The organism is Peribacillus sp. Aquil_B1 (assembly GCF_022603275.1).
GTDB lineage: Bacteria > Bacillota > Bacilli > Bacillales > DSM-1321 > Peribacillus.
This window is the reverse complement of the sequence record NZ_JAKXEE010000001.1, coordinates 1,131,542-1,148,090: the sequence shown is the minus strand read 5'-3', so window position 1 is coordinate 1,148,090 and position 16,549 is coordinate 1,131,542. Positions and strand designations below refer to the sequence as shown.

At 42.4% G+C, this 16,549-nt stretch carries 16 protein-coding genes; 4 read left to right on the top strand and 12 right to left on the bottom strand.

Features of this window, described 5'->3' with window-relative positions; genetic code table 11:
* Positions 1 to 17: 17 nt before the first annotated feature.
* The 6 genes from spoIIIAB to MPH60_RS05820 all read right to left on the bottom strand — a co-directional run bounded on the left by spoIIIAB (position 18) and on the right by MPH60_RS05820 (position 4,931).
* Positions 18 to 533: a stage III sporulation protein SpoIIIAB gene (spoIIIAB, locus tag MPH60_RS05845; protein ID WP_101222536.1), complete on the bottom strand. Its 516-nt coding sequence runs from the start codon at positions 531 to 533 to the stop codon at positions 18 to 20.
* Positions 526 to 1,458 carry a stage III sporulation protein AA gene (spoIIIAA, locus tag MPH60_RS05840; protein WP_241589695.1) on the bottom strand — a complete coding sequence of 311 codons (933 nt, stop codon included), beginning with the start codon at positions 1,456 to 1,458 and terminating at the stop codon, positions 526 to 528. Before spoIIIAA ends, spoIIIAB begins: the two co-directional genes overlap by 8 nt.
* Positions 1,459 to 2,232: 774 nt before the next feature.
* Entirely contained in the window at positions 2,233 to 2,790 is a 558-nt protein-coding gene (gene efp / locus MPH60_RS05835; protein ID WP_034308328.1) for an elongation factor P, read from the bottom strand.
* Between the two features lie 26 nt (positions 2,791 to 2,816).
* Positions 2,817 to 3,878 carry a M24 family metallopeptidase gene (locus MPH60_RS05830; RefSeq protein WP_241589696.1) on the bottom strand — a complete coding sequence of 354 codons (1,062 nt, stop codon included), beginning with the start codon at positions 3,876 to 3,878 and terminating at the stop codon, positions 2,817 to 2,819.
* Entirely contained in the window at positions 3,879 to 4,325 is a 447-nt protein-coding gene (gene aroQ, locus MPH60_RS05825) for a type II 3-dehydroquinate dehydratase (protein WP_137016305.1), read from the bottom strand.
* Between the two features lie 93 nt (positions 4,326 to 4,418).
* Positions 4,419 to 4,931: a YqhR family membrane protein gene (locus tag MPH60_RS05820; protein ID WP_241589697.1), complete on the bottom strand. Its 513-nt coding sequence runs from the start codon at positions 4,929 to 4,931 to the stop codon at positions 4,419 to 4,421.
* Between the two features lie 333 nt (positions 4,932 to 5,264).
* On the opposite strand from MPH60_RS05820, the gene MPH60_RS05815 reads away from it, so the two are divergent.
* Both MPH60_RS05815 and MPH60_RS05810 read left to right on the top strand, forming a co-directional pair.
* Positions 5,265 to 6,218 (top strand): DUF1385 domain-containing protein, encoded by a 954-nt coding sequence (locus MPH60_RS05815; protein WP_241589698.1) that lies wholly within the window; start codon positions 5,265 to 5,267, stop codon positions 6,216 to 6,218.
* 138 nt (positions 6,219 to 6,356) lie between these two features.
* Positions 6,357 to 6,731, top strand: a complete 375-nt coding sequence (locus tag MPH60_RS05810) for an SA1362 family protein (protein WP_241589699.1) — start codon at positions 6,357 to 6,359, stop codon at positions 6,729 to 6,731.
* Positions 6,732 to 6,757: 26 nt separating this feature from the next.
* On the opposite strand, the gene MPH60_RS05805 is transcribed toward MPH60_RS05810, so the two are convergent.
* Both MPH60_RS05805 and splB read right to left on the bottom strand, forming a co-directional pair.
* A complete protein-coding gene (locus MPH60_RS05805; protein WP_241589700.1) occupies positions 6,758 to 7,639 on the bottom strand; it encodes a patatin-like phospholipase family protein in 882 nt (293 codons plus the stop codon).
* A gap of 84 nt (positions 7,640 to 7,723) precedes the next feature.
* A complete protein-coding gene (gene splB, locus MPH60_RS05800; protein WP_241589701.1) occupies positions 7,724 to 8,749 on the bottom strand; it encodes a spore photoproduct lyase in 1,026 nt (341 codons plus the stop codon).
* A gap of 143 nt (positions 8,750 to 8,892) precedes the next feature.
* Between splB and MPH60_RS05795 the strand changes: the two genes are divergently transcribed.
* Positions 8,893 to 9,078, top strand: a complete 186-nt coding sequence (locus MPH60_RS05795; RefSeq protein ID WP_241589702.1) for a hypothetical protein — start codon at positions 8,893 to 8,895, stop codon at positions 9,076 to 9,078.
* Between the two features lie 151 nt (positions 9,079 to 9,229).
* Here the strand turns inward: MPH60_RS05795 and MPH60_RS05790 are convergent, their stop codons facing one another.
* On the bottom strand, positions 9,230 to 11,800 hold the full coding sequence (locus tag MPH60_RS05790; RefSeq protein ID WP_241589703.1) for a vitamin B12-dependent ribonucleotide reductase: 2,571 nt from the start codon (positions 11,798 to 11,800) through the stop codon (positions 9,230 to 9,232).
* Between the two features lie 388 nt (positions 11,801 to 12,188).
* Positions 12,189 to 13,025 carry a lipoate--protein ligase family protein gene (locus MPH60_RS05785; protein WP_241589704.1) on the bottom strand — a complete coding sequence of 279 codons (837 nt, stop codon included), beginning with the start codon at positions 13,023 to 13,025 and terminating at the stop codon, positions 12,189 to 12,191.
* Between the two features lie 203 nt (positions 13,026 to 13,228).
* Between MPH60_RS05785 and MPH60_RS05780 the strand changes: the two genes are divergently transcribed.
* Positions 13,229 to 13,612 (top strand): rhodanese-like domain-containing protein, encoded by a 384-nt coding sequence (locus tag MPH60_RS05780; protein WP_076365383.1) that lies wholly within the window; start codon positions 13,229 to 13,231, stop codon positions 13,610 to 13,612.
* A gap of 139 nt (positions 13,613 to 13,751) precedes the next feature.
* Here MPH60_RS05780 and gcvPB read toward each other — a convergent pair whose 3' ends face one another.
* Positions 13,752 to 15,209, bottom strand: coding sequence for an aminomethyl-transferring glycine dehydrogenase subunit GcvPB (gene gcvPB, locus MPH60_RS05775; RefSeq protein WP_241589705.1), 1,458 nt, complete (start codon positions 15,207 to 15,209; stop codon positions 13,752 to 13,754).
* A complete protein-coding gene (gene gcvPA, locus MPH60_RS05770) occupies positions 15,202 to 16,548 on the bottom strand; it encodes an aminomethyl-transferring glycine dehydrogenase subunit GcvPA (RefSeq protein WP_241589706.1) in 1,347 nt (448 codons plus the stop codon). The genes gcvPB and gcvPA overlap by 8 nt, the downstream gene beginning before the upstream one ends.
* Position 16,549: the final 1 nt, after the last annotated feature.

Here is a 16,549-nt window from a genome sequence, read left to right as displayed (position 1 = left end):
ATTCCCCCTACATATTCCTACATCAGCAAGATGATCAATAATAACCCTGATAAAAATCCAAGACTTTTCATCATTTTTTCATATTTTCCCTGTCGGTCGAGTGCATCGCTCTCTTCCCGTTCCAAGTGTGCCATCGTTAGCATGATTTGCTTTTGCTGGTGATATTTATCGCTTTTTCCAAGCGTCTCTCCAAACTGTGAAAGAATCTCGAATTCTCCCTGTTTTAAAGCAAGGGATTGCCATATTTTCTTCAAACTATCATCCCATGCTTCCTTGACAGTGGTCTCTCCGGACTCGAGTCGGTTTGCAAATGCATCGAAAAAGATGGATAAAGGTTTGGCCATCTGTTTGGAAAGTTTCCTTGCCGCTTCTTTCAAAGGTGTATGGCCAAACATGATTTCGGCTTCAAGCGATTGCATGGCGACTTTCAGCTGTCTCAGTTGACGAGGCCTCATACTTAATTTTTTCGCAGCTTCGAAACCTGCCCATGTCGTTGCAATGATAATGATCGCTGCTCCTATTAACTTAAACATGCGGGTTCACACTTCCCCCCAAGAAAATGGGAACTCCGGCAGCATCAAGGACATTGTAGCTCCTCTTACCGGATTTACTTCTCTGTAATTCTATAAATCGTTCAAAGATGTTTTGCTTTAATATTTCAGCGATAAAAGGTCGCTTTTTAATTTCATCCAGTGTATGGCCATGTGTAGTTATCATGAGTTTAATACCTGCGTTCACGGCTTCCAGCACAGCCTGCGTATCCGCTGCGCGGCCTATTTCATCCACAATCAAAACATCCGGGGACATCGAACGGATCATCATCATCATCCCTTCCGCTTTAGGACATCCATCGAGCACATCAACCCTTGTTCCAAATTGGAGCTGCGGCACACCATGAACACATCCGGCAATTTCCGAGCGCTCGTCCACTATCCCCACCTTTTGAGGGGCAATGCCCTGTTTTTCATTACCACTGGATATCATTCTTGCAATATCACGTAATATGGTCGTTTTTCCCGTTTGCGGAGCACCGATCAACATTGTATGCTGCCATTCCCCGTCATATAAGTAAGGAGTGAGCGGTTCAGCTGCACCTATTTTTTCACGTGCAACCCGAATATTGAATGAGGAAATATCCCTGATCGCTTTGACCGTTCCATTTTCGAGAATCACCTTGCCAGCAAGCCCCACCCGATGTCCGCCTGCTATTGTTATATATCCTCGCTTTAATTCTTCTTCAAGTGTATATAACGAAAATTGGCCTATTTGATTCAATAATTGATCCGCATCCGAATGGGTCACTTCATATGAAAAGAAGTACGGTTCCCCTCCTACAATGACCTCAAGCGGCCTTCCAACCCGAATTCGCAGTTCTTCCATCTTATCGATCATCATCGGTGTCATACCCCGGAGTTGCTCGTATAATTTTTTCGGTAAAAAAGAAAGAATCGTTTCCATTTTGACAATCCTCCTGTATACACCACTTTCAATAAAATATATGCCGACCAGCCTGCAATGATGACAGGCTATTAAAGAAACAGACCATTTATTGATTTTTTATATCTTCCTGGATAAAAAAAACAAAAAAAGACCGAGAAATTAATCCCGGTCTACAGTCTATAGACAAATTCGAAGAAAACGAGTTTGCCTAAGTTTTTTTATGGCTTGTACAATTTGGACGTTGCTTATAACGTAGGGCACTCTCTTTCCGCGGGCGGTCCGGGAGCCTCCTTGGCGCCTTTGTGCCTGTGGGGTCTCCCTTGGACACGCTATTCCCGTAAGAGTCTCGTACCTTCCGTTCCCAATCAACTTTGGTTTAACATTAAGATAGACCCCTTCCTACAGTCTTTTTAAAATAGGAGGATAAAAAAACTTGAGGTGAGAGGATTCTTTTTAAAACATGATTCTATTGAGCGAAATCAGCTTGAAATGATTACTGTAGACCAGATGGTGCCAGCTTGTAAAATGGAGATTAAAGAGGGCTATCGTGTGTACAAATCATCCTAAACCATTTGTGCGACTCGTTCATTTTTATCACAGTGTACAGAAAGTAAGGACCATCAGAAAGTGGTGACACTCCTTATTTGGCAAGAATAAATGGAAGAAGCAGATCCTCTACGTCATCATGAAGTCCAATCCAATAAAAAATCAAAAAGGTTTCGGAATAAGACCATTCCGAAACCTTTTTGTCTAAAATTTGAGGCCGAGAAATTAATCTCGGCCTCCTTTCATTTATGCACGTGAAACGTAAGAACCTTCATTAGTGTTGATCAATAGTTTGTCACCTTGGTTGATGAAGAATGGAACTTGAACCGAAAGGCCCGTCTCAAGTACGGCTGACTTCGTGCCGCCTGAAGATGTATCGCCTTTAATTCCCGGCTCCGTTTCCGCCACTTCAAGTTCCACTGTGTTTGGAAGCTCGACCCCAAGTGTTTCCGCTTGGAAAGTCATGATATGCACTTCCATATTTTCCTTAAGGAATTTAAGTTCACGTTCTATGCTTGATGCAGGAAGCTCGATTTGGTCATATGTTTCGTTATCCATGAATACATGGCTATCTCCACTTGCATAAAGATACTGCATCTTGCGGTTTTCAATATGTGCTTTAGCAACTTTTTCACCAGCACGGAATGTTTTCTCTTGGATTGAACCCGTACGAAGGTTACGAAGTTTAGAACGTACAAAAGCTGCACCTTTACCAGGTTTAACGTGTTGGAACTCGATAACCTGCCAAATTCCATTATCTACTTCAATCGTAACACCCGTGCGAAAATCGTTTACAGAAATCATAAATTTGTCCTCCTACATGTACATGTTTACAGAATGATTAACTCTTTGGTTGAATGAGTAAGTGCTTCGTTACCATCAAGTGTAACGATTGTATCATCTTCAATCCGCACTCCGCCTACCCCCGGTATGTAAATGCCCGGTTCAACGGTTACGGCCATACCTGGTTCTAAAATGATATCAGACCTAAAGGATAATGCTGGACCTTCATGAACTTCAAGACCGATTCCATGTCCGGTCGAATGTCCAAAATACTGCCCATATCCCTTTTCTTCAATTAGATTTCGAGTTAGTGCATCCGCTTCCCTGCCAGTCATACCAGGTTTGATCCCAGCCATCCCTCGCAGTTGAGCTTCTAAAACAATGTCATAAATATTAATAAGTTCTTCACTTGGCTTGCCAACCGCTAATGTCCGAGTGATGTCAGACACATACCCATTATAGTATGCCCCGTAATCCAATGTGACGAAATCGCCTTTTTCAATGATTTTATCCGTAGCCACTCCATGCGGAAGTGCGGACCTTAAGCCGGATGCTACAATAATATCGAAGGAAGAAGAAGTTGCCCCTTGTTTCCTCATAAAGAACTCAAGTTCATTGGATACATCCAGTTCCGAGATCCCTGGACGCAGGAAATCCAGAATATGTGTAAACGCAGCATCAGCAATAGCAGCCGCTTCCTTTAATATCTTAATCTCTGATGAAGTCTTTATCAAGCGTAAATTCTCAATTACCCCCGACACCGGCAAAAGTTGACCATCAATGGCCGCTTCGTATGCCTTATATGTAGCATAAGTCAGGTGTTCTTGCTCAAAGCCCAGCTTGCCAATATTCATCGCTTTAGCCTGCTTGCCGACTTCTTCGATGATGGTTCCTTTGTGTTGAACGATCTCATAGTCCGGCGCCTGCTTGCCCGCTTGTTCCACGTATCTGAAATCAGTGATGAATTTAGCTTCTTTTTGGGAAATAAGCACAACGCCTGCACTTCCCGTAAAGTTGGTCATGAAACGACGGTTATATGTACTAGTAATCAAAAAACCATCAATGCCCGCCTTTTCCATTGAGGCTCTTAAGCGCATTAGTTTATTCATTTAATTTCTCCCCTTTGCAATCTTTGTGATCGCCTGCAACGCCAATTCATATCCGTGTATCCCCAAGCCGACAATCTGTCCCGCCGTTACCGGTGCGGTCACTGATTCATGCCGAAAGCTTTCACGGGCATGTATGTTCGAAATATGCACTTCCACCACTGGAACATCAATTCCGGCTATTGCATCACGAATCGCATAGCTATAATGAGTAAAAGCTCCAGGATTAATGATAATCCCGTCGATCCCATGATCCTCTGACCAATGGAGCTTGTCGATAATCGCTCCTTCATGGTTCGTTTGAAAAGAAGTCAATTCCACATCTAACCCTTGAGCTTGCTGCATTAATTGCGCTTCCACATCCGCAAGCGTCGAGGATCCATAATGCGCAGGTTCCCGCTTCCCCAAGCGATTTAAATTCGGACCATTGATTAGTAAGATTTTTGTCATCATAAACACCTGCTCATGTTAAAAGAATGCTTTCCATGAACATTCTATCATAATTACAAATTGTCTTACTACTTTTTTACAACCAAGAAGCAATCAGCTTTCCGATTGCTTCTCGGCTTTGATTTTTTGACGGATATATTCCTGTTGATCGTATGATATAGAAAATCCTACAAAAAGACCGTATATAATAAAAATGCATACACTAGTTATAACCGTATTTGCTGACATTTTAGAAAAGGTTGGAAAATCGACGAACATCGGTTTCAGGACAAATACCAGCAAAGCCCAGCAAACCACCCCCAAAATAATACCCGGAAAAATACTCTTCATCCTTTTAAAAAGACTATAGTATATAAAAGCGATCCCCACGGATAGAATTCCGAACAAAATTATGGTCATTACCGTACCGAGCCAATGATCGATCCAGGTCATATTGGACCACGAAGTAAGTATGAATTTTGGGCTAAAATCCATAAAGTTAATATAATGGGCTAGGATGCCGATAAAACTGGCTAAAGCCCCCCCAACAAAACCGACAGCTAGTACATTGTAGATTAACATGCTTTGATATTCCTGTTGAATTTGTCCTTTTTCATTAGAAGACATATCAATCACCTCCGCTACGTAGTATGCCCTTTGATAAATAGAACTATTTTTTTTTATTCTTAGGAAGGAGAATCACTAGAGGTTTTGTGATTTATTCTGTATGATTAAATCATAAATAATCTGCTTTTTTCAGAGGAAAATACCCATCCTCTGTTGAAGTTTATAATGTACACGGGATACGACTTTCCTGTGATTCAACATTCATAAAGTACTTGCAGGGTTAAAGCTTCCATTCAATTTTTGGAGGAGCGCCTTTACCCTTGTGATGCTTGATAATAAACATGTTAGCACCCTTGAGAGAGCTACGTGAATAACTATTAGGTTGGTGTAGAAATGTCTGAGGTTCAAAAACCCGTTTACGGAGGGCAGGCTGTTGTGGAAGGCGTCATGTTCGGCGGCAAACATCACACAGTCACTGCGGTACGCCGCAAAGATTCGACGATTGTATATTATCATCTGCCTCGTGAATCGAAACCTGTTGTCAACAGCTTAAAAAAAGTACCTTTTTTACGGGGTATCGTATCACTGGTTCAGTCAAGTGCCACCGGTTCGAAACATCTGAACTTTTCAACTGAACAGTATGAAGAAGAAGACGGGGAAAAGCAGGAAGAAAAGAAAAATGAAACGAAAGAATCTTCTAAAATGAGTGTATGGCTTGGAGTTGCCGTAATCGGCGTTCTTTCCTTCCTATTCGGGAAGCTGCTTTTCACTTTGATTCCAGTCTTTCTTGCTGAATTGACAAGACCCATCTTCAGTGGCCATATGGCTCAGGTTTTAATGGAAAGCTTGTTCAAGTTGATCTTATTGCTGGTATACATTTACGTAGTATCCATGACGCCATTGATCAAGCGGGTCTTTCAGTATCACGGAGCAGAGCATAAAGTGATCAATTGCTTTGAAAGCGGAAAAGAATTGACCGTAGCAAATGTGCAGGCAAGTTCACGCCTTCATTATCGCTGTGGCAGCAGCTTTATTTTATTTACAGTCATTGTAGGCATGTTCGTCTATATGCTGGTTCCGACCGATCCATTATGGCTCCGTGTCGTGGATCGCGTTTTGCTTATCCCCGTCGTGCTTGGCATTGCCTTCGAGGTATTGCAGTTGACCAACAAAGTAAGGGATATTCCCATTCTGCGATATCTTGGCTATCCTGGCCTTTGGCTTCAGTTATTGACAACCAAAGCCCCGACAGATGATCAAGTCGAAGTCGCATTAGCCTCATTCCAAGAACTGTTGAGAATGGAAAAGGAGACCAAAAAAGGTTTAGAATCGGATGTAATTGTGTAAAACATCTATACACATTTTGATTATGAAAAATCATATACTAAACTAAGGGAATAACCTTCATTTTTTTCAAATATTTTACATGAAGAATGTTTAAAATAAGCTAAAAATGCTTATGATGCTCTTAAGGAGGTGTCTTTGTTGAAACGTTTCATATCTTTCATGATATACGGAATCATCGCCCTCGGAGTCCTCGGACTATTGAGCCGACTATTTAATGACCCGATTGGCTTTTTTAGAAACATTCTCATAATAGCCATTGTCGCAGGGATTATTTATATGATTTATACCGGATTAACAAAGGGAAAACCAGTTAAGAAAGAGCAGCAAGCATTCCGAAAGGCTGCCCGCCAATCGAAAAAAAGGCAAAAAAACCGAACTTCGAAAAAAGATAATGTGGCTAGCTTCTCTGCAGCAAAATCATCAAAGAAAATAAAATGGAGAAAGAAAACGGATAGTCACTTAACCGTCATCGAAGGGAAAAAGAATAAAAAGAAAAATCGGGCTTCTTTTTAAGAGCCCGATTTTTTTATTTATCATCATCAATAAGTCCAAGTTTTAAGGAATTCTTTCGTGTATTGTCTGCCCCGTTTCATCAATTCACCCTTTTGTTCATCATTCAGATTGAAATCCATTGCAGAAATTCCTTTCATCGGAATAAATACAATATTATGGACGTGTTTCTTGGAGATATATCGTGCATCATGGGCATCTTTCATCGTTTTGAATAGTGCGGAGAACAATTCAACCGCATTATCCACCTCATGCGGTTTCCATATCTCATCGACACTTAGCCGCAAGCCTATGACCGGCCGTTCCTTCCTTACATGATCTGAATTGAATAACCACATAGGAAAATTGCTCAAAACACCTCCATCAACAAAAAGGAATTTGCTTTTTCCGACATCAAGTTTGACTGGCTCAAAAAAATAAGGAATGCTACAACTCATTCTTACTGCCTTTGCAACTGGAAAAGTGATCGGATCAATGCCATAGTTCGGTAGATCATCAGGCAGAACCACCAATTTCCCATTTGTGATGTCAGAGGTTATGATACGAAGGGATTTCGGTCGAACATCCTTAAAGGTGACTACATTCCTTTCGGCAAGTTTACTGGCAATCCACCCTTCCAATGCGTCCCCCTTATAAAGGCCAAGTTTCCAGTATACCAGGAGCCATTTGGCAAGCGGGATAGGCAAAAGACCACGCCTTTTATCCAGCAGGCCGCTTAAATCTATATCAAGAAATAGCTTTTCCATTTCTTTTCCGGTGTACCCAGCTGCCACGAAAGCTGCAATTATGGATCCTGCACTTGTACCGGCTGTCCGATGGAATACAAAACCCCGTTCTTCTAATTCCTGCAGGGCTCCCACTAAACCATAGCCTTTAATCCCGCCTCCGGAAAAAACGCCGTCAATAATCATAGCTGCCCTCCCCTAATCCGGTCTTTACATTTTTAAGCAGGATTAGAGGGATTTATGACAGTTTTAAATAGAAAAATGCCTACATTAGGTAAAATACTGAATTTCCGCTTTCGGGAAAAATTCCGCGATATACCCACGAATGGTCGTTTCCAGTTCTGCGGCTTCTTCGTTTTGATAAACATATTTACCAATGCCATATCGGCCCCATTTATATTTACGCTTCGTTTCGTCCAGTTCCAATTTAGTTTTCGGGTAGTTTTTTTGAATCACTTTTTTTGCTGGACCAGTGAACCGATGCTGGATTAATTCAAAAGTCAAATCCGGTATATCCACCCCTTTTAAAGCCTCACTCAATCGTTCGTATAATTCGTGATACCCCTCCTTCCATGCTTCATGGCGATATATTGGAGCTACGATAAAACCCAGGGGATATCCGGCACCTGCCACTTTGCGTGCAGCTTCCATCCTTTCCTCGAAGCTCGAAGTGCCTGGCTCGAAATTCTTTATCACAAAACGCGAATTTATACTGAACCGAAATCTCGTTTTCCCATTATGTTCAGCATCCAACAGATGATCGACATGATGAAATTTAGTTACGAACCTTAAAACCCCATATTCACTTTTTCCAAAATATTCTATGGCCCTTTTTAAAGAATGCGTCAAATGGTCAATTCCGACAATATCCGATGTACAGGCTGCCTCAAAACGGGTAATTTCAGGCTTTCTCTCATTTATATATTTTTCGGCTGCCTCGAAAATCTCGTCAAGATTCACATATGTCCTAATATATGGTTTCGATCCGAGTGTCGTCTGTAAATAGCAATAGTGACAATGCCCCATACACCCTGTAGCAAGAGGTATGGCATATTCAGCAGATGGCTTTGAAGAATCGAATTTCAATGTTTTTCTGATTCCTACCACAAGCGTCGATTTTGCGACACGATATTTTTGCAAATCATTTTCCCCAGGAAGATCCCTAATTTGGTTATGTGATGTGGTCTCACGGATTTCAATGTTCAAATCTTCGAATTTCTTTTTCAATTCTTGGCCAAGCGGGTATTCCAATGCCCTGGGCTCGATATAAACTAACTGCGGCATAAATGGTTTCATTTCGTTCTCCAATCTTTTATCGATTTGTTCATACTTTCAATCGAACTACACAATCTAATTCCTAAGGATAGTTTTTCTTTATTCTGTTATCCTCATCATTGTTTTTACTTGGAAATTCAAAATGAAGGAGAAGGAGATGCAATATGGCTAATAAACGAGACTTCTTGACAAATGGAACGGGGAAACAAACAATCACCGTCCAAACAGATAATAAATATCCAAATCCAAGGAATATACCTGGTGACTCTGTCGATGAATTTTCGGTATTGAAAGATGGCAATCAATATCTAGCCGAAAAGGAAATAAGGCAGCAAAATGAAAATGGTTGATTGAACGCAAAAAGAAGACCGAATTTACGATGATTCGGTCTTCTCTATTGGCATGTAAGTGAATAGACTGTTCCTAAAAAACATGTAAAGCACTAAAAAAAGCCGTTAAGCTAGCTTTGCAGCATACCTTAACGACTTCCCTTACTTCAGCTTATAGCCCGCATTTTAATTGTGCTCCGCAATTCGTGCAAGTATTGCATCCGCCCATTTCCTGGACTTCGCCTTTACGGCACACCGGGCAAGTGTTGCCCACTTCCGACCCAATCGTAACGTTAGTCGAACGCAGTTCATTTATCGTATCGACCAATACGACTTTTTTCTTTACTTCCACATCTGTCAATTCATCCATTTCAAGCTGCTCGTCCATTTGGTTTTCTTCCGCTTTGAGCGTAAGAACCTGACTGTCACGGCTGCCATCCACATATACCGTACCGCCTTTTGCTCCGCCTTTGTATAGACGTTCATATACTTTTTCAACTTGTTCGACAGTATATCCTTTTGGAGCATTTACCGTTTTACTGATCGAGCTGTCAATCCAGCGTTGAATGATGCATTGAACATCAGCATGTGCTTCTGGAGCTAATTCCATAGCGGAAATGAACCATTTTGGAAGCTCTTCTGTATCGGCTTCTGGATGGCGGTCCAAGTATTCCTGTACAATGTCAGCCTTAACTTCAATGAATTTACCAAGACGGCCGCTGCGGAAATACGTGAAGGAGAAATATGGTTCAAGACCTGTTGATACTCCAACCATCGTTCCTGTGCTTCCTGTAGGAGCCACTGTCAATAAATGAGAGTTACGGATCCCATGTGCAGCAACACTTTCCCTGATATCTTCAGGCATTTTCTCCATAAATCCGGTTTGTGTGAAACGCGTTCTTAGCTCATCGGTTTCTTTGTCCGTTGACCCGATCAGGAACGGGAAACTGCCTTTTTCTTGAGCAAGTTCCACGGAAGCCCTGTAAGCTGTCGTCGCAATCGTTTCAAACACCTTGTCAACCAGGATATTTCCTTCCTCAGAGCCATATTCCGTCTCACAGTAGATCAAAAGGTCATGCAGACCCATGACACCAAGTCCAACCCGTCGCTCGCCCAGTGCCTGTTTTTTGTTTTCATCCAAGAAATAAGGAGTTGCGTCAATGACATTGTCCTGCATACGCACACCGACTTCGACAGTCTGCTTAAGCTTCTCGAAATTAACCGTTTTGCTTTCTTTATCAGCCATTTCAGCCAGATTGACAGCCGCAAGGTTACATACTGAATATGGGGCCAATGGCTGTTCTCCACATGGGTTCGTGGCTACGACCTGTTGACCGTATGCTTTGGCATTCGTCATTTCATTAGCATTATCGATAAAGAAAATACCTGGTTCAGCAGAATATGTTGCACAAATGTTTATTAAATTCCAAAGCTCTTTAGCTCGGATTTTACGGTAAACACGGACTTTGTGCCCCATTTTCTCCCATTCGCGAACATCGCCGACATTATGCCATTCTTCATTGTAAATGGCCATTTCTTCGGCATTATAGCTTTCAACATCAGGAAAACGCAACTCGTATTCCGCATCTTGTTCCGCCGCTTCCATAAATTCCTTAGTCAGGCAAATCGAGATGTTGGCTCCAGTCAGGAAATCAGAATTATGGACACTGTACGTTCCCCCTGTACGGAGCTTTTCCTCTGCATCCCTAATAATTTTCTCGCTAAATCCGCCTTGGCCAGGAATCTCCTTATAATTAATGATCCCTTGATACATTGCCGTTTCCTGTTCCGTGTGCGGCGTGAATTTCAATTTATCCGTCGCATATTTCTTGATGGCTTCATCTTTAGTATTTTCCACTAGGTAACGCAGAATCCTTGGGTTTTGCATTTTAGAAATGATGAACTCTGCAATATCAGGATGCCAATCAGCAAGCATGATCATTTGCGCGCCCCGTCTGCTACCGCCCTGCTCAACAAGATGCGTCAGTTTTGCAATATCGTCAAGCCATGAGACTGAACCGGAGGATTTTCCATTTACCCCTTTTGCCAGAGTGTTTCTAGGACGCAGTGTCGACCCGTTCGTTCCCACTCCGCCGCCGCGGCTCATGATTTCCATCACTTGTTTCCTATGTTCTGAAATCCCTTCGCGTGAATCCGGTACGAATGGCATTACATAGCAGTTGAAATAAGTAACATCCGTATTGGAACCCGCACCGTATAATACTCGACCTGCCGGGACAAAATTAAGGTTCTTTAATTCTTCATAGAATTTATTGAACCATTCCGTTCTCTTTTCTTCCGTGGTTTCCACTGATGCCAATCCCGTTGCATTACGTTTCGCAATTTGTTCATAGTATATTTCAAGCGGCTTTTCGATTATATCCAACGGACGGTTAACAATTCCCGTCTCCACTTCTTCCGGATTATCCAATACGCCACGGAATTCTTCATCCACCAATACTTTGGCTTTTTTGGTTTCCCAATCAATTTCAACGATGTAACCGAGACCCCTTGCCGGGAATTTCGGATCTTCCTTAATCGTCAACACGACGAAATCGCCTGCCGAGAGTGTGATTTTTTCAGTATCCTTAAAAGAATAGCGGTCAAGCATGACTAGACGGGACACTCCCTTATGCGCCATTTTCATATCAGCAGTTACAGGGTGAACCTGGGGAAATAAAGAAATATCCTTATTCAACCTTTCTAGATCAACCTTTAAAGCTTCTTTTATTACAACCGACATAATTCCCTCTCCTTTATATGTTTCAAGATCCGTTCTTGCTGCCGCAAAAATCCTTATGTAACCTTACATGTCCGTTTCGCTTAACAAGTACCCTAAATTTATCATAGCGAAACTCAAAAATCAACATATAGTGTCGCATTAAATATTTCAACCACTATATATTGTGTTTGTTTTGAATAACTTTTTATTTTGTCAAACGATAAATCAATTAATATAGTTAGCAAAAGGGAGGAAAATGTCGATTTACAATAATTTTTCATCAGATTTCAATTAATTTGGACCTTGCTTTTTCCCCATCCCTTTTAGGGCTTATCCCTGCAAGGGATGTGTTATTTGGTCAAACAAATCTGAAAAAACTTTTTTATTATCCACTCTGATTTTGCTTCCTCTATCTCATGAGATTCCATTCATCGCTTCCATATTTGCTTTCTGCAATGGCCTTCACTTCCAGCAATTGCTTTTCGGTAAGGACGTATGGTTCTAAATCGACCGAAAGTCCTTCGGCAAAACCTTTTTCAAAAGCTTCTTTCGCCTCAGGGATGGTAATCCTTCTCCCTGCAATGTCATTTATGGCCACAGCTTTGTTTTTTAGGTTTTTTTGCATTCTCTCTCTAACCCTGTCATTTGAGAATTTAAATACGCTAAAGAGCTTATCATCATCAAGGTCAAGCAAAATGGATCCGTGCTGAAGGATGACTCCTTTTTGCCTGGTTTGAGCGCTGCCAGCGACCTTCCTGCCCTCAACGACCAGTTCATACCAGCTTGGAGCATCAAAGCAGACCGAAGACCTGGGCGATTTTAAAGCTGCTTTTTCCTGATCGGTTCGAGGCACGGCAAAATAAGCATCCAATCCCAGATTCCTGAATCCCATTAATATTCCTTCAGAAATGACACGATATGCTTCAGTAACGGTAGTCGGCATTCCCGGATAGGATTCTGGAACGATTACGCTATAAGTCAATTCATGCTCGTGCAGTACCGCCCGTCCTCCTGTTGGCCTGCGGACAAAACCAAGACCCTGCCTTTTGACCTCTTCCATATCAATTTCCGCTTCCGCCTTTTGAAAATAACCGATCGACAATGTAGCTGGATCCCAGCCGTAAAAGCGTATGATTGGCGGAATTTCCCCTTTGCTTTGCCAGTTTAACAGCGCTTCGTCCAGCGCCATATTAAAAGCCGGTGAACAATACCCCGAATCTATAAAACCCCATTTATCTTTAGCCATCCTTACCCCTCGTTTCGATAGACTGTTTTTCAATACCCCACAAAAAACTCACATGTAGTAGTTTAACAGACTTTAACACTCTAAAAAAGAAAGTACTATCAAGTCGATGAAGAATTTGATGAAAATTCTTTTTGATTATTGGGTAAAGCAATTATATAATAAAGATTGTCTGTATTCGTTAAGGTAGAAGGGAGTTTTTATGTTTGGAAATATTATATACACTGCTCATCATCTTAGGAGTGGTTATTGCGTATTCACTTTTTAATTGGTACCGCCAGCGTAAAATCGTTAAAACACTAACACAGGACGAATTTATCGCTAACTACAGAAAAGTGCAGCTAATCGATGTGCGGGAGCCGAATGATTTCGATAATGGTCATATCTTAGGCGCAAGAAACATCCCTATGACTCAAATGAAAACACGCTTGGTCGAAATTAGGCCGGACAAGCCTGTATATTTGTACGCTCAAAGCGAAATCATCAGCGGCAGAGCTGCAGCCATGCTATACAAAAAGGGCTACAGGGAACTTTTTCACCTAAAGGGCGGTTTCAAAATGTGGACCGGGAAAATCAAAGCAAAGAAGTAAGACCCCATCTCCGCATGGGCTCTTTTTAATTCAATGGCTCAAGGAAAGAAAGTTAACTGTTGGACTTTAATGAAATCTTACATAAACATGAAAAATCCCCGCCGGCAGGCAGGGATTTTTTTTCGTATAAGCTATCAATCTAGGCTTGATAACGCAGTACAGGTTTTCTTGCAGCAAGAGTTTCATCAAGCCTTTTTATAACGGTTGTATGCGGAGCTTCCTGAACGATTTCAGGGGTTTCTTCCGCTTCCTTGGCAATCTGGATCATCGCATCGATGAACGCATCCAGCGTTTCTTTTGACTCGGTCTCAGTCGGTTCTATCATCATTCCTTCTTCCACGTTCAACGGGAAGTAAATGGTTGGAGGATGGTACCCGAAATCCAGCAATCTTTTGGCTATATCGAGAGTCCTTACCCCCAATTTCTTTTGCCGGCGTCCGCTTAATACGAATTCGTGCTTACAATGACGATTATATGGCAGATCAAAAAATGGTTCCAACTTACGCATCATATAATTGGCATTGATGACAGCATTCTCGGTGACGGCTTTAAGGCCATCAGGACCCATTGAACGAATGTACGTATATGCCCTCACGTTTATCCCGAAATTACCATAATAAGGTTTTACCCTGCCAATCGATTGCGGACGATCATAATCAAGAACGAATTGCTCCCCTTGCTTGACCACAAGCGGTTTAGGCAAGTAAGGAATCAAGTCCGCTTTCACTCCGACAGGGCCAGAACCCGGACCGCCGCCGCCATGCGGGCCTGTGAATGTTTTATGGAGATTTAAGTGAACCACATCAAAGCCCATGTCACCCGGGCGTGCTTTTGATAGGACTGCATTCAGATTGGCTCCGTCATAATAAAGCTTCCCACCTGCATCATGGACAAGTTCTGCCATTTCCAAAATGTTTTCTTCAAACAATCCCAATGTATTGGGGTTCGTCAACATCAAGGCCGCCGTATCCGGTCCGACAACACGCTTTAAATCTTCAAGGTCGACTAAACCATTTTCATCGGATTTCACTGTAATCGTTTCAAGTCCGGCAACAGTGGCAGAGGCAGGATTCGTACCGTGTGCAGAATCGGGTACAATCACTTTCGTCCGTTCTGTATCGCCATTCGCTTCGTGAAAAGCGCGAATCATCATTAACCCTGTCCACTCACCATGTGCACCTGCTGCAGGCTGTAATGTCACTTGGTCCATCCCGGTGATTTCCGTTAAGTGTTCCTGCAAATCAAATAAGAGTCCCAATGCTCCCTGAACGGTAGCCGGATCTTGATATGGATGAATATGGGCAAAGCCGTTGAAGCGTGCCACGTTTTCATTTATTTTCGGATTATATTTCATCGTGCATGAACCCAGCGGATAAAAACCCGAATCCACCCCATGATTCCGTTTGGAGAGTGCTGTATAGTGACGCATGATATCCAGTTCGGACACCTCAGGCAGCTCTGCCTCTTCTTCACGGATGTAGTCGGCAGGAAGAATTTCTTCGAGCGGGATAGTTGCAACATCCATTTCTGGCAGACTGTACCCGATTCGACCGGAAGTACTGATTTCAAAAATGAGTGATTGATCTTGATTATTCATGTTGATCCCCCAATTCCTGCGCAAGTGCATCAATTTCTTCTTTTGTTCTAAGTTCAGTTACCGCAACCAGCATATGGTCTTTCAGCTCAGGATAAACCGTCCCTAAATCAAAGCCGCCGATCATCCCTTTTTCAAAAAGGTTTTTATTGATTTCTGAAAACGAAGAAGGCAGTTTAATGACAAATTCATTGAAAGAAGGACCATCGAATATCACTTCCACCCCTTTTGCCATAATTGCTTTTTTTGCATAATGAGCTTTTTGAATATTTTGCACGGCCATTTCTTTGACACCCTTTTTCCCAAGCGCGGTCATTGCAACAGAAGCTGCCAACGCATTCAAAGCTTGATTGGAACAAATGTTGGAAGTGGCTTTGTCACGGCGAATGTGCTGTTCACGGGCTTGAAGCGTCAGTACGAATCCCCTTTTACCATTTTCATCCACTGTTTGACCGACGAGTCGGCCCGGAACTTTCCGAACAAGTTTATTAGTAACGGCAAAATATCCGCAATGAGGACCACCGAATGCCGCTGGAATGCCGAATGGCTGAGCATCCCCCGTTACGATATCTGCACCAAGTGCACCTGGGGATGTCAAAGCTCCCAATGCAAGCGGATTACTGGAAACGATAAACATCGATTTGACACCATGTATGATTTCTTCCATTTCTTTCAATGGCTCGATGCGGCCAAAAAAGTTCGGATATTGCACGATCACTCCTGCAACTTCCTCATTCGCCAATTCCCTTAAAGCAGCTAAGTCCGTCACACCGTCTTTATAAGGAATTTCGACCACTTCCACGCGTTGACCTTTCGCATATGTCTTAACGACTTCTCTTGATTCAGGATGAACGGTTCCTGAAATGAGAATCTTCTTGCGTCGTGTCTGGCCTGAAGCAAGCATGGCTGCCTCAGCTAGCGCCGTCCCGCCGTCATACATGGAGGAGTTAGCTACATCCATGCCCGTCAATTCACATATCATCGTTTGATATTCAAAGATCGCCTGAAGCTCCCCCTGTGAAATTTCAGGCTGATAAGGTGTATAAGCCGTATAAAACTCAGAACGGGATAAAACATGATCGACGATGACCGGCGCGTAATGGTCATAGACACCCGCACCAAGGAAGGAAGCATAGTTTTTAAGGTCTGCATTCTTGGCAGCAAGCCTTGATAATTCTTTCATTAATGCCGGTTCCGATTTAGCAGGCTTTATATCGTATTCTCCTTGAAAACGAACGCTTTCAGGGATATCATTGAAAAGTTCTTGAACAGAAGATACCCCTATCGCTTCCAGCATTTCTTGTTTATCTTGCTCTGTCATGGGTAAATAACGATGTTTCATC

Excerpts from the sequence above, each read along its gene's own strand:
- spoIIIAB (WP_101222536.1), bottom strand. The coding sequence starts at position 533 with ATGTTTAAGTTAATAGGAGCAGCGATCATTATCATTGCAACGACATGG.
- spoIIIAA (WP_241589695.1), bottom strand. The coding sequence starts at position 1,458 with ATGGAAACGATTCTTTCTTTTTTACCGAAAAAATTATACGAGCAACTC.
- efp (WP_034308328.1), bottom strand. The coding sequence starts at position 2,790 with ATGATTTCTGTAAACGATTTTCGCACGGGTGTTACGATTGAAGTAGAT.
- MPH60_RS05830 (WP_241589696.1), bottom strand. The coding sequence starts at position 3,878 with ATGAATAAACTAATGCGCTTAAGAGCCTCAATGGAAAAGGCGGGCATT.
- aroQ (WP_137016305.1), bottom strand. The coding sequence starts at position 4,325 with ATGACAAAAATCTTACTAATCAATGGTCCGAATTTAAATCGCTTGGGG.
- MPH60_RS05820 (WP_241589697.1), bottom strand. The coding sequence starts at position 4,931 with ATGTCTTCTAATGAAAAAGGACAAATTCAACAGGAATATCAAAGCATG.
- MPH60_RS05815 (WP_241589698.1), top strand. The coding sequence starts at position 5,265 with ATGTCTGAGGTTCAAAAACCCGTTTACGGAGGGCAGGCTGTTGTGGAA.
- MPH60_RS05805 (WP_241589700.1), bottom strand. The coding sequence starts at position 7,639 with ATGATTATTGACGGCGTTTTTTCCGGAGGCGGGATTAAAGGCTATGGT.
- splB (WP_241589701.1), bottom strand. The coding sequence starts at position 8,749 with ATGAAACCATTTATGCCGCAGTTAGTTTATATCGAGCCCAGGGCATTG.
- MPH60_RS05795 (WP_241589702.1), top strand. The coding sequence starts at position 8,893 with ATGGCTAATAAACGAGACTTCTTGACAAATGGAACGGGGAAACAAACA.
- MPH60_RS05790 (WP_241589703.1), bottom strand. The coding sequence starts at position 11,800 with ATGTCGGTTGTAATAAAAGAAGCTTTAAAGGTTGATCTAGAAAGGTTG.
- MPH60_RS05785 (WP_241589704.1), bottom strand. The coding sequence starts at position 13,025 with ATGGCTAAAGATAAATGGGGTTTTATAGATTCGGGGTATTGTTCACCG.
- gcvPB (WP_241589705.1), bottom strand. The coding sequence starts at position 15,209 with ATGAATAATCAAGATCAATCACTCATTTTTGAAATCAGTACTTCCGGT.
- gcvPA (WP_241589706.1), bottom strand. The coding sequence starts at position 16,548 with ATGAAACATCGTTATTTACCCATGACAGAGCAAGATAAACAAGAAATG.